14 protein-coding genes and 1 pseudogene are annotated in these 12,697 nt (G+C 42.6%); 12 read left to right on the top strand and 3 right to left on the bottom strand.

What is annotated here, in order from left to right:
* The first annotated feature begins 238 nt into the window (after positions 1-238).
* From BIV59_RS06990 to BIV59_RS06955, 8 genes are read left to right on the top strand one after another with little or no spacing between them, the layout of a single operon-like run.
* Positions 239-760 carry a YqeG family HAD IIIA-type phosphatase gene (locus tag BIV59_RS06990; RefSeq protein ID WP_071350749.1) on the top strand — a complete coding sequence of 174 codons (522 nt, stop codon included), beginning with the start codon at positions 239-241 and terminating at the stop codon, positions 758-760.
* A gap of 14 nt (positions 761-774) precedes the next feature.
* A complete protein-coding gene (yqeH, locus tag BIV59_RS06985; protein WP_481747417.1) occupies positions 775-1,866 on the top strand; it encodes a ribosome biogenesis GTPase YqeH in 1,092 nt (363 codons plus the stop codon).
* Between the two features lie 17 nt (positions 1,867-1,883).
* Positions 1,884-2,726: a shikimate dehydrogenase gene (aroE, locus tag BIV59_RS06980; RefSeq protein WP_071350747.1), complete on the top strand. Its 843-nt coding sequence runs from the start codon at positions 1,884-1,886 to the stop codon at positions 2,724-2,726.
* Positions 2,720-3,010 (top strand): ribosome assembly RNA-binding protein YhbY, encoded by a 291-nt coding sequence (gene yhbY / locus BIV59_RS06975; RefSeq protein ID WP_071350746.1) that lies wholly within the window; start codon positions 2,720-2,722, stop codon positions 3,008-3,010. The genes aroE and yhbY overlap by 7 nt, the downstream gene beginning before the upstream one ends.
* Positions 3,011-3,021: 11 nt before the next feature.
* A complete protein-coding gene (locus BIV59_RS06970) occupies positions 3,022-3,591 on the top strand; it encodes a nicotinate-nucleotide adenylyltransferase (protein WP_071350745.1) in 570 nt (189 codons plus the stop codon).
* On the top strand, positions 3,581-4,153 hold the full coding sequence (yqeK, locus tag BIV59_RS06965; protein ID WP_071350744.1) for a bis(5'-nucleosyl)-tetraphosphatase (symmetrical) YqeK: 573 nt from the start codon (positions 3,581-3,583) through the stop codon (positions 4,151-4,153). The genes BIV59_RS06970 and yqeK overlap by 11 nt, the downstream gene beginning before the upstream one ends.
* On the top strand, positions 4,153-4,509 hold the full coding sequence (gene rsfS / locus BIV59_RS06960) for a ribosome silencing factor (RefSeq protein WP_071350743.1): 357 nt from the start codon (positions 4,153-4,155) through the stop codon (positions 4,507-4,509). Before yqeK ends, rsfS begins: the two co-directional genes overlap by 1 nt.
* Positions 4,506-5,252: a class I SAM-dependent DNA methyltransferase gene (locus BIV59_RS06955; protein WP_071350742.1), complete on the top strand. Its 747-nt coding sequence runs from the start codon at positions 4,506-4,508 to the stop codon at positions 5,250-5,252. Before rsfS ends, BIV59_RS06955 begins: the two co-directional genes overlap by 4 nt.
* A gap of 78 nt (positions 5,253-5,330) precedes the next feature.
* Here the strand turns inward: BIV59_RS06955 and comER are convergent, their stop codons facing one another.
* Complete coding sequence (comER, locus tag BIV59_RS06950) at positions 5,331-6,158, bottom strand: late competence protein ComER (RefSeq protein ID WP_071350741.1); 828 nt, start codon at positions 6,156-6,158, stop codon at positions 5,331-5,333.
* A gap of 91 nt (positions 6,159-6,249) precedes the next feature.
* Here comER and BIV59_RS06945 point away from each other — a divergent pair, with 91 nt between their 5' ends.
* From BIV59_RS06945 to BIV59_RS06935, 3 genes are all read left to right on the top strand, one after another.
* Positions 6,250-6,915, top strand: a complete 666-nt coding sequence (locus BIV59_RS06945) for a helix-hairpin-helix domain-containing protein (protein WP_083392077.1) — start codon at positions 6,250-6,252, stop codon at positions 6,913-6,915.
* An 85-nt stretch (positions 6,916-7,000) separates the two neighbouring features.
* Positions 7,001-7,564 (top strand): ComE operon protein 2, encoded by a 564-nt coding sequence (locus BIV59_RS06940; RefSeq protein WP_071350739.1) that lies wholly within the window; start codon positions 7,001-7,003, stop codon positions 7,562-7,564.
* Between the two features lie 12 nt (positions 7,565-7,576).
* A complete protein-coding gene (locus BIV59_RS06935; RefSeq protein WP_071350738.1) occupies positions 7,577-9,877 on the top strand; it encodes a DNA internalization-related competence protein ComEC/Rec2 in 2,301 nt (766 codons plus the stop codon).
* 118 nt (positions 9,878-9,995) lie between these two features.
* On the opposite strand, the gene BIV59_RS06930 is transcribed toward BIV59_RS06935, so the two are convergent.
* Positions 9,996-10,130, bottom strand: coding sequence for a YqzM family protein (locus tag BIV59_RS06930; RefSeq protein WP_071350737.1), 135 nt, complete (start codon positions 10,128-10,130; stop codon positions 9,996-9,998).
* Positions 10,131-10,467: 337 nt separating this feature from the next.
* Here BIV59_RS06930 and holA point away from each other — a divergent pair, with 337 nt between their 5' ends.
* Entirely contained in the window at positions 10,468-11,481 is a 1,014-nt protein-coding gene (gene holA, locus BIV59_RS06925; RefSeq protein WP_071350736.1) for a DNA polymerase III subunit delta, read from the top strand.
* A 243-nt stretch (positions 11,482-11,724) separates the two neighbouring features.
* On the opposite strand, the pseudogene BIV59_RS06920 reads toward holA, so the two are convergent.
* A pseudogene (locus BIV59_RS06920) lies at positions 11,725-12,127 on the bottom strand (DUF2691 family protein).
* Positions 12,128-12,697: the final 570 nt, after the last annotated feature.

Below are 12,697 nucleotides of genomic sequence, written 5' to 3'. Positions count from 1 at the left end.
TCCATAATGCCAGGGATTGCTCGTTGTTTTAGAGTGAAATACAATCAAAACTGATTGTACAGCTTTGCACTGGAAGGTGCGTTTAAAGTGGAGATTTTTCTTTTTTTCTTCCCTTTCCTTTCGTTGTATATTATGATGGAATTTTGAAGTAGATGGTTTTCACTTGCTTTTTTGAAAATTTGAGGGAAATCCGATATGATGGAAACGGTAAATTCATGAAAAATATTGAGGTGCAGACATGCTTGAAATATTCTTGCCCAGCGAACATGTAAAAAGCATTTTTGACATAACGCCCGAGCAGCTAAAGGAAAAAGGAATAAAGGGAATCATTACAGACCTTGATAATACACTTGTGGAATGGGACCGGCCTACGGCAACACCTAAGCTTATTAAATGGTTTGACAATATGAGAGATCACGGAATTTTAGTGACGATTGTTTCTAATAATAAGGAAAACAGGGTCCGGGCTTTTTCGGATCCGCTTCATATTCCCTTCATCTTTCAGGCAAGAAAGCCAATGAGGCGCGCATTCAGCCGTGCCATTGCCAGCATGGGATTAAAACGGGAAGAAACCGTGGTAATCGGAGATCAGCTATTGACAGATGTGCTAGGCGGAAACCGCGGGGGCTTTCATACAATTCTCGTGGTGCCAGTCGCTTCCAATGATGGCTTTGCGACAAAACTGAACCGCAAAATTGAAAGACGGATACTCGCGTTTTTCAAACGAAAAGGGATGATAGAATGGGAGGACAGCAATTGAGCAATCAAGAAGAGATGGTTTGTATAGGCTGCGGGGTCAAGGTTCAGACTGAAGATCCTTCCAAGCTTGGATATGCCCCGAAATCTGCGCTTGAAAAGGAAACAATCATCTGCCAGCGCTGTTTCAGGCTAAAACATTATAATGAAGTCCAGGACGTATCTTTAACGGACGATGACTTTTTGAAAATATTGAACAAGGTCGGCGAAACGGACTCCCTAATTGTCAAAATCGTTGACATCTTTGATTTCAATGGAAGCTGGCTTCCTGGGCTTCACCGCTTTGTCGGAGGAAACGATGTTTTATTAATAGGCAATAAAGCAGATCTTCTTCCAAAGAGTGTGAAGCACAATAAACTCATTCACTGGATGAAAGAGTCTGCGCGTGAATTAGGCCTGAATCCGGTAGATGTTCTGCTTGTCAGCGCTGAAAAGGGAAAACACATCCAAGAAGCGGCCAAAGCGATTGAGCATTACCGGAAAGGCAAGGATGTTTATGTTGTAGGCTGTACGAATGTCGGGAAATCTACATTCATCAACCGCCTTATCAAGGAAGTGAGCGGCGAAGGTGATGTCATCACGACTTCCCATTTCCCTGGAACAACACTAGATACCATTGAAATTCCGCTCGATGATGGACAGGCTTTGGTTGACACACCGGGAATCATCAATCATCATCAGATGGCTCACTATGTCGATAAAAGGGACTTGAAATTCATCACCCCAAAGAAAGAAATCAAGCCTAAGATTTATCAGCTGAATGAAGGCCAAACCTTGTATTTTGGCGGATTGGCGCGCTTAGATTATGTATCAGGAGGCAGAAGGTCCCTGACATGCTACTTGTCCAACGACTTGAATATTCACAGAACCAAGCTTGAAAAAGCTGATGAATTATATGAAAATCATGCGGGCGAACTGCTTACGCCTCCCCGCAGAGACCAGATGGATGAATTCCCGAAATTGGTTCCTCATGAATTTACAGTTAAAGAAGGCAAAATGGATATTGTATTTTCAGGCTTAGGATGGGTGACGGTAAACGAACCTGGAGCAAAAATTACGGCACATGTGCCTAAAGGGGTCAATGTTATCATCCGCAAGTCATTAATTTAATAAATGTGGTGGAGCAAATGATGAAATTGTATGGTGTAATCGGAGACCCGATTGCACACTCCATGTCACCGGAAATTCATAATGATGCTTTTGAAAAACTGGGTATCGAAGCAGTTTATCATCACCTTCATGTGGTTCCGGATGATCTGGAGGATGCGGTCAAGGGAATGAAAGCTATTGGCTTCGCGGGCTTTAATGTCACGGTTCCCCATAAAGAGGCGATCATCCCTTTTCTTGATGAAGTGGATGAAGCCGCTTTGGCTATTGGAGCAGTAAACACAGTTGTCCGGGAAAACGGACGTTTTAAGGGATATAATACAGATGGAATGGGTTTTTACCGTTTTCTCAGTGAGTGGATCACTGGAGAGCTGTCACATAAGAAAACATTGATCATTGGGGCCGGCGGTGCCGCAAGAGGCATTTACTTTACGTTAGTGAAGCAGGGCATGAAAAAGGCTGATATCGCCAACCGCACGGCGGGCCGGGCCAGGGGGCTGATTGACGATTGCCCCTATAGCAAGGAATCTTTGGCCCTGTCCATCCCTGAAGCAGAAGAAAGGCTAGCTGATTATGACTTGATCATACAGACAACTTCTTCAGGAATGAGTCCAAATATCAGTGAAAAACCGATTAATCTTTCCATTATAAAAGAACGGGCATACGCAGCTGACATCATTTATAATCCGCTAGAGACAGCGTTTTTAAAAGATGCAGCTTCGCTTGGAGCCCGTATTGAAAATGGGCTTGGCATGTTTGTGAATCAGGCAGCTCTGGCTTTTGAACTTTGGACTGGCCAAGCTCCTGATACAGCAAGAATGCAGCAAATTGTTTTGAACAAACTAGGAGGTAACACATGCTGACAGGTAAACAAAAACGATTTTTACGATCAAAGGCACATCATTTACAGCCGATTTTTCAGGTAGGAAAAGGCGGAGTGAATGAAAATCTTGTTAAACAAGTCGGAGAAGCTTTAGAAGCCCGCGAACTCTTGAAGGTAAGCATCCTGCAAAACTGTGATGAAGAACGCGGCACTGTTGCAGAGGGGCTATACAAAGGCGCGAAGGCAGAACTTGTACAGATTATCGGCAATACGATCGTGTTATATAAAGAGTCAAAAGAAAATAAACAGCTTCAACTGCCATAAGGAAGAATGTGATGAAGAAGATAGGTATCCTTGGAGGCACTTTCAATCCGCCGCATATCAGCCATCTGATTGTGGCAAATGAAGTGCTGCATGCACTGTCTCTTGATGAAGTCAGGTTCATGCCTAATCATATTCCGCCCCATAAAGTGAAAACACATGAAGTATCAGATGAAGACCGGCTCTCCATGCTGCATCACGCGATAAGCGGAAATCCCTGCTTTTCGGTTGAGGAAATTGAAATGAAAAGAAAAGGGACTTCCTACACGTATGATACAATCAAGCTTCTGATAGAAAAGGAGCCGGAGTGTGAATTTTATTTTATTATAGGCGGAGATATGATTGAATATCTCCCAAAATGGCATAGAATCAGTGAACTTTTGGAGATGGTCACTTTTGTCGGGGTGAAAAGGCCAGGTTACAGCGAAGCTACGTCATATCCGGTAACCATGGTGGAAATTCCGCAAATGTTTATTTCCTCATCTCTCGTCAGGGAAAAAATTAAAAAGGGCTCGCCCATCCAATATTTGCTTCCTGATTCTGTGGTGAGTTACATTAAGGAGAATGGTTTATATGAATCGTGACGAAGCTTTACAATTAGTAAAGGCGCAAATCACAGAGCAGCGCTATATCCATACACTGGGTGTTGCAGAAGCTGCGATTGACCTTGCAAAACGCTATGGAGCTGATATAAAAAAGGCTGATCTTGCGGCCATTTTTCACGATTATGCCAAATTTCGTCCCAAGGATGAAATGAAGGAAATCATCATATCGAAGGGGATGGCCCCTGATTTGCTGGAATATCACTCCGAACTATGGCATGCGCCTGTCGGGGCATATCTGGTTGAAAAGGAAGCGGGCATCACCGATCGGGACATCCTTGATGCAATTGCTTACCATACTTCAGGAAGACCTGGTATGGCATTGCTTGAGAAGATTATATATCTTGCAGATTATATAGAACCGGGACGTGCTTTTCCCGGAGTGGACGAGGTCCGCGAAACAGCGAAGAAGAACTTGGATCTTGCTGTCATCGAAGCATTGAGGAATACGGTCGCATTTTTAATGAGCAGAAAACAGACTGTATATCCTGATACCCTATTTACGTACAATGATCTTATCAAGAACACGAAGGAGAAGATTTAATGACAGAGCGCGAATTGCTAGTAACAGCTGCCAAGGCGGCAGATGATAAAAGAGCCGAGGACATTGTTGTACTTAACATGAAGGGGATTTCCCTTATTTCAGATTATTTTTTAATCTGCCACGGCAATTCTGACAAGCAAGTGCAGGCTATTGCACGTGAAATGAAGGAAAAAGCCGAAGAGAATGGCATTGAAGTCAAGCGCATGGAAGGGTTTGACGAAGCAAAATGGATTCTTGTTGACCTTGGCGATGTTGTTGCACATATCTTCCACCGCGATGAAAGAAGCTACTACAACTTAGAACGCCTATGGGGAGATGCACCTTCAGAGGACCTTCAAAGCGAATTGAATCTATGAGCTATGAACGCTTTGCCTATGTTTACGATGCATTGATGAAGAATGCTCCCTACGAAAAGTGGCTGCAGCTTTTGCTTGATAAGTGGGGAAAGTATGATGTAAGCGGAAAGAAAATTCTTGACCTTGCCTGCGGAACAGGAGAATTCACTGTTGAACTGGCCAGGTGCGGTTTTGAAGTAGCCGGTGTTGATTTGTCGGAGGAAATGCTTTCTGTCGCCAATGAAAAGGCAAGTCTTATGGGGCTGCAGATTCCATTTTACCAGCAGGACATGGCTGGTCTAGAGGGACTTGGCGTGTATGATGGGGTCACGATTTTTTGCGACTCTTTGAATTACCTTAGAACAGAGAATCATGTTCAGGCTGCCTTCAGGGGTGTGAATGAGCATCTTCAGTCTGGCGGGTTATTCATGTTCGATGTGCACTCTGTTTATAAAATGGAGCAAATTTTCCAGAATCACACGTTTGCTGTCAACGATGAAGATGTATCATATATCTGGGATTGCTTTCCTGGTGAAGAGCCTTATAGTGTTGAACACGATTTGAGTTTCTTTGTACGTGATGAGGAATCCGGGTTATATGACCGCTTCGATGAATGGCATTATCAGCGTACCTATCAGACAGAAACCTATGAACGCTGGCTAAACGAAGCAGGCTTTGAAGTTTTGGAGGTTCTTGCTGATTTAAATGAAGAGCCCCCAAGCAATACAACGGAAAGAATTTTATATATCTGCAGGAAAAAATAAAAAAGTTGAACAGAGCATGCCATTCTCTGTTCAACTTTTTTTTTGAGGTAAGCAGGAAAATGCCCTTAAGCGGAGAATCTAGTATTTATGCCCAAAATCTTCTTCGATTTGCTCCAGATCTTCCTCGAATTTTGCCTGTGTTGCCTCAAAGAGCCGCGGAAACATATCACCGATAGCCCCTTCGAGCACCTTGATTCCTTCTCCTGTAATCCCGCCTTTTACGCAGACCTTTTCTTGCAGTGCTGGAAGAGAATAAATTTCCTGGCTTAATAACTCGCCTAATCCCGCCAGCATATTCTGTGTAAGAATCGTTGCTGTGGCTTCATCAATTTTCGTTGCCTGGCAGGCTCCATCAATGAACGCCCTTGCCAAAAAACTGAAGAAAGCAGGTCCGCAGCTGACAATATCAGAAGCTGCCCTGGTAATATCATTTGGTATAGAGACAGGAGCTGAGATGGATTTGGCCAAGTCTGAAATTTTCACCTGCCATTCACTGCTGCAAGCTTCTCCAAACGTCAGCAGAGAAACCCCTGATAGCGCGCGGTTTGTGATGCTTGGAATGAATCGTGCACAGTGGCAGTTCAGCTGTGATTCCAGCTGGGCCACTGAAATGGGGCTAGTAATTGATACAACACACTGTTCCTGTGTAACGGCCGGTTTTATTTTTGCAATCACTTCCGCAAATTGAAGTGGCTTTACACAAAGGAAGATCAGGTCAGCTCTCCTAGCCGTTTCCTCTGCCGTTTCTGCCACTGATATTGCCCCGCATCTCTCCTGCAGCGTTATAGCCTTTGAAAGTGTCCTGTTCGTGACTATAATCTCCTCGGGCTTTACAGCTCCAGCCCCAAGAAAAGCCTCTATTAAAATGGTTCCCATATTTCCTGTCCCGATAAAACCAATTTTCATCCTGCCACCCCCTCGTTTCTCCTAAATAGTATGATACATCCTCCTTGTCTTATGACTTCTGTAAAATCAATACGAAAGGATGTTAGTTTTCATGGATATTTTATTAAAAAAGAAAATAGCGGCCGTTTTTGGAGCTGTCATCCTTGCTTCAGGAGGATTTTACTATTATCAGGAAACAAAAAGCGGCCAGGAAAATCAAATGAATATTTTTCCTTCCCAAGCGGAAAATGCGTTTTCTGAGGATTCCTTAGCTGCCGGAGAAAAAAAGGCTCCAGCCGAAAAGAAGCCTTCTGTTATAAAGGTGGATGTGAAAGGGGCTGTTAAAGCTCCAGGAGTGTTTAATGCAAAAGAAGGAGACCGTGTGATAGATTTGATTGCAGCTGCGGGAAGTTTCTCCCGAGAGGCGGATAAAGATAAAGTGAACCTTGCTCAGCTTGTGCAGGATCAGATGGTCATTTATGTGCCGGCAAAAGGTGAAGCACCAGGGATGGGAGGAACTTTGGCAGCACCGGCAGGAGCCGTTTCTGTCCCGCAAGGAACGGGCGGAGGAGGAGGAGATGGAAAGGTAAATTTGAATACGGCTTCAGAGGCGGATCTTGAGACATTAACTGGCATCGGCCCGTCTAAGGCCCAGGCCATTCTGGAATACCGGGATAAAAATGGCGGCAGCTTCAAATCGGCTGAAGATTTAAAGAATGTGCCGGGAATCGGCGATAAAACCTTTGAAAAATTAAAGGATTCCATTTTTGTACAATGAATTCTTTAGAGCTTCATCTACACAATGATAGGCTTAAAAGGTAGAATGGAGGAGAAACCATTACTGCATGAGGGAGAGACAAATCATGAAACGTATCAGCTGGGATCAATATTTTATGGCACAAAGCCATTTATTAGCTCTAAGAAGCACTTGCACACGACTGACAGTAGGAGCCACCATAGTGCGCGACAAGCGTATCATTGCCGGAGGTTATAATGGTTCCATTGCAGGGGGCACGCATTGTATTGATGAAGGCTGCTATGTCATTGACCATCATTGTGTCCGCACCATTCATGCGGAAATGAATGCCATTCTGCAATGTGCCAAATTCGGGGTTCCTACAGGAGAAGCTGAAATATATGTGACGCATTTCCCATGTCTTCAATGCTGTAAATCCATCATTCAGGCAGGCATAAAAGCAGTTTATTATGCCAAGGACTATAAAAACCATCCTTATGCTATCGAACTGTTTGAGCAGGCAGGAGTGAAAGTTGAGCATGTCAGGGCGGAATCACCTGCACAAGGAGAAAAAGAAAAGCAGGATTTTGTTATGTCTCTGCTGACAGAACTCGGACATACCGGAAGAACTCCAGAAGAAATCGCGGAATTGCGGAAGCAGGCAGAATCAATATTCAATCCTACTGTTTAACGGGGGAGTTAAGTGGATAAAAAACTCATTTTCACAGCCGTATCAGCGGCACTTGGCACGTCCTGTTATTTTTCACGAAGCGGGAAGATTCTATTCATCCTGCTTCTGTATTTCATATTTCTATATATGACAGCAGGATTTAGAAATATGCTTCTTCAATGTGCGGCTGCTGCTTTATTTTTTTCATCGGCACACATTGCTGCAATCCGGCAAAAAACCGTATTTACAGGCAGGGAATCTACTTTTCTCATCACCTTTTCAGAAATGCCGGACTTTGATGGCAGCCTCATGAAAAGTCCAATAAAAAGCCGGAATGAAAGCCTTCAGCTATTTTACAGCATAGGAACTGAAGAAGAGAAATCTGCATTGCAGCAATACATGGACCCTGGGCTTTCCTGCTTGATTTCAGGCAAGCTTGAGAAGCCTGAAGCTGCACGAAATGAGAATGGATTTGATTATAAAAAATTTTTGATACAGAAAAACATTTCATGGATCCTCCGAGCCAAGACTTTATCGTTAGACAGATGCCGCCACAACACAAAAAACCCCGCACTCATGATTTCCTCACTCAGGGCAAAAGGAATCTCTTATATTTCGGAGCACTTTCCGGAATCTTCAAAAGGCTTTGTCTCTGCATTGATTTTTGGAGATGGGAAGGAGATCGGCGAAGAAGACTATCTTGCCTATCAGAGGCTTGGCATCGTCCACTTGCTGGCCATTTCCGGACTTCACGTCAGTTTTTTAACAGGCATTCTATTTTATCTGGGAATCCGCATGGGCATTACCAGAGAAAAAATGAGCATAATCATCCTTATTTTATTGCCCGCATATATGATCCTTTCAGGAGGCAGTCCATCTGTTTTGCGGTCCTGCCTTATGGCCATGCTGTATTTTTTCCTTTCCCTTTGCAGAAGAAAGCAGGCTATCACTGCAAGCATGGCTTGTGTATTTCTTTTTCTGCTTCTTTACCGTCCATACCTGTTATTTAATATCGGGTTTCAGTTATCTTTCCTTGTTTCATTCTCCATTGTTTTATCAAGCCCTATTCTAAAAAAATATCCTAACCATTTTCATCAGCTTTTAATAATGAGCATCATTTGCCAGCTGGCGTCCATACCTGTCCTTCTGTATCACTTTTATGAAGTCTCCGTGCTCGGCATCTTCTTGAACGTACTATACGTCCCGCTATATTCCATCCTGTTTCTTCCTTTTTCAATCATAGCCCTGGCTTTTTCGATTTTTTTGCCTCGCCTCTCGGAACCGCTGATTGTGCTGCTGGATCTTTCATTCCGGTTCTGCAGCTGGTTTGCAGAAAGGATATCAAACATTCCTCTGTCATACCTGACATTTGGAAAACCTGCTTATTGGACCATGCTGCTTCTTTCGCTCAGCATATTCATTTTATTTATACAATGGGAAAGAACCTCTCTTTCAAAGTGCCGTAAAGCAATATTTATGCTCGCTGCGGTGCTGCTTGTTCAATATCATATCAATAAAATTTCACCTTTTGGAGAAGTGACTTTCCTTGATGTAGGGCAGGGTGATTCAATTTTAATACAGCTGCCATACAACAGGGGCAATTATCTCATCGATACAGGCGGACGGCTGATGTTTCATCAAGAAAAGTGGAAAGAGCGCAGAAAAGTTTTTGATACGGGCAGCGGTACAATTATTCCGCTGCTGAAAAGCAAGGGGATCCATAGCCTGGATAAGCTGATACTGACGCATCCGGATACTGATCATATAGGAAGTGCAGATAAAATCCTTACAGGCATTGGGGTAAAACAGATTGTATTAGGGATGGGGAATGAACAGAAATATAGGGAAAAGAATTTTATACAGACTGCAGCAAGGAAGGGGATACCGGTTGCAGAGGTGAAAAGAGGGGATCGCTGGAAGGCAGGAGAAGCAGAATTTTTTGTGCTCAATCCCTTTCGAACGGAAGAAGAGACAAATGAATCATCCATCGTGCTGTATGCAAAAATGGGGGGCCTTACCTGGCTGTTTACAGGCGACTTTGGTGTGAAAAGCGAAGGAGAGCTGCTGCACACCTTTCCGGGGCTTTCCGCAGATATTCTAAAAGCAGGCCATCATGGCAGCAAAACATCTTCTTCTGCAGAATTCCTGAATGGCATTTCGCCAATGGCGGCCGTCATTTCTGCAGGAAAAAAAAACCGCTACGGCCATCCGCACCAGGAAACACTCAAAGCATTATCCATGCTTCATATCAAGGTCTTCCGGACAGATGAACAGGGGGCAGTGACTTATCGCTTTTCAGGGAGAAGGGGAACCTTTTCAACAAGTTTGCCATAGTATGTCAGTAAAGGAAGAGGAAATGAAGAAAGAGACCCTAAAGAAAAGCGGCCTCCGTCGGGCGGGAATTCTTCCATTTTCTCCTTGTTAACGCATTCATTTTTGCCGGATAGTGTACTTAAGAACCTATCGTATGAATGACGGTAGCAATGATGAACAACACGGCAAAAAATGCAAATGAAACACCAAATCCAACTCCGGCGTCAACTGCATCATTACGTTTCGATTGGACATTTTTTTCGAATTCGTTCATGGCTAACCCCTCCTATTTCACTTTTAGTATAAGCGATTACAAAATAAAAATCTACAGTTCCATTTTGATTTCCTATACTGACAAGAGTTGTCACAAATACTTTAGCCGTGAGGGGCAACAATAATTATATGAAGCAGGTTGAGCTTCTGAATCAGGCGGCAGACATACTCATTTCATATCTAATACCGCTGTATAAGAAAGTAATCCGGAACTTTCTTGGCAGCGTTTATATAAATCGGGGATTGGCCTATTAGGCCGATTCCCGTTAATAGCTTGTCAAAATGCTTTCTTATCTATACCATTATAATAAGAATACATAGCAAAGAGGCGGTTTTCATTGGTATTAGATATTTGGAAAAGTATTAAAGCAAAGCAGTTTGCCCCTGTGTACCTGGTTTATGGGACAGAAGCTTACCTGATAAACGAAACTAAGCAGCTTTTTTTGCAGCATGCACTTACAGAAGAGGAGATTGATTTTAACTTTGCTCAGTTTGATTTAGAAGAAACTCCAATAGAAACAGCACTTGAAGACGTTGAAACACTCCCTTTTATGGGAGATCGGCGTCTTGTTTTCATGCAGAACCCATTCTTTTTGACTGCGGAGAAAACAAAATCAAGAATTGAGCATCAGGTGAAAAGGCTTGAGGAATATTTATCGAATCCTGCCCCTTATTCCATTGTTGTGCTAACGGCTCCTTACGAAAAGCTGGATGAGCGGAAAAAAATCACTAAGGAGCTTAAAAGGAAGGCAGTTCTTGTCGAAGCGAAAAAACTGAATGATCATGAACTGAAAGCATGGATCAGGGAAAGGGCAGCCATTTCGCATGTGCAGATTGATGAAAATGCCATTGATTTATTGCTCGAACTTGCTGGCACAAACCTTATGCAGCTTACCAGCGAAATTGATAAAATGGCTTTGTATGCGGATGACGAAAAAAAGATAGATACTCTGGTTGTTGAAAAGCTTGTTGCTAAATCACTGGAACAAAATATTTTCACGCTTGTAGATTATGTTCTGCAGCGGAACATTGAGGGGGCGATAACCATTTATCGTGACCTTCTGAGGCAAAATGAAGAGCCGATTAAAATCCTGAGCGTAATTGCAGGACAAATCCGCATGCTGTACCAGGTGAAGGAGCTGTCAAGGCAAGGCTACAGTCAGCAGAAGATTGCTTCAGCGCTTAAGGTCCATCCTTACCGTGTGAAGCTGGCTGCCGCAAAAACAAACACATTTCAGGAAAAAGAACTCCTGGCCATTGTGAAAGATCTTGCCGAAGCTGATTATAAAATAAAAACGGGCCAGGCTGACAAAGCACTCACACTGGAACTGCTGCTCTTGAAAATGAGGTAATGGATAGGTTTTGTTGAAATGGCCGGCTGATTTGCGCTGCAGGTGCTTCACTTTCCGCGGGACGTGCGGTGAAGCTTCCTCGATTCGAGTCTGCTGGGTCTCGCCTGCCACGCTGATCCCGGGCAGGAGTCTCGCACCTTTCGCTCCAATCCGCCTATTTCTGTTTGAATAGTAACCAGTAATAAAAAAGCCAGCTTCCTTATGTCTAAAGGAAGCTGGCTTTTTATAAGTTAAAATCAGTTATTACCACACTGATAGCCTTGTTCTTGTATCGTTTTTATCTGTAATATAGTTAAGGCTATTAAAACCTTTTAATTTCGCATTTTGATATAAGCCTTCGAGTTTTTCCTTGTTTTTACAATAAATTGACACATATATAGAATCAACAACTAAAAGCACGAGCTGACAATTGCTGTTTACATATTCCTCATACGTTTCAATAAGTAATGAATTCTTCCCTTTCGGATAGGCTTGTAAATTTACAAAAATGAGATAATTATTTTTTTTCCAAAAGTTCTCTAAGAAATAAGCCATCCATCTCGTTTGTCTCTTCCGGGAAAAGAGGTTCCCTTAACTCTTCATCCTCCACTAAATAGGATTCTTCGTCACCGCTTGCCCAAACGAATTCAGTAATATCAAAAGACATTAATACCTTCCAAAGAAAACTTCCATATTCATTGGGAATTTCGAAAGTTATACCTCGTTTCATTTTTCATCTCATTCCTTTATTTAATTTTAAATAGATCTAAGCCTATCATGGGCAGTGTTTATAGAACAAACCATAAGCCGTCATTTTGCTTAAACCATTGTAGGGTCATAACGGAATCTGAGTATTACCAAAAATAGAGAAAAACTCAATTAATGGGTGAGATATTTAGTTGCCGATCTATTACATCGGTCTATGCAGCCTTTTACTACTGTGATAATGATTGATATTTTGAAAATGGTAAAACCTTGATTCCTGGAGTCCTGCACCTTTCTCTCCAATCAACCTGCTTTAACAATGGGTTTGCCTCGAGAACTTATTATAACAACAATTGTTAAGAAAAGAGCCTTTATTTTAAACGGACAGCTAGTTAAAGAAAACAACAAAACCGTAATCAATAAGGATAGAGAAGTTGAAACTTATTATTATTTCTCTAGGAGCTTTTACGCCAATTAGGAATTAAAGGAAATTAATTAATATTGGTAATTTTACCTTTTATGGTAAAATATA

It is taken from the genome of Bacillus sp. MUM 13 (genome assembly GCF_001866725.1).
In the GTDB taxonomy this organism is placed as follows: Bacteria; Bacillota; Bacilli; order Bacillales; family DSM-1321; genus Peribacillus.
The sequence above is the reverse complement of the archived record's forward strand: the minus strand, read 5'-3'. Positions and strand labels throughout refer to the sequence as shown.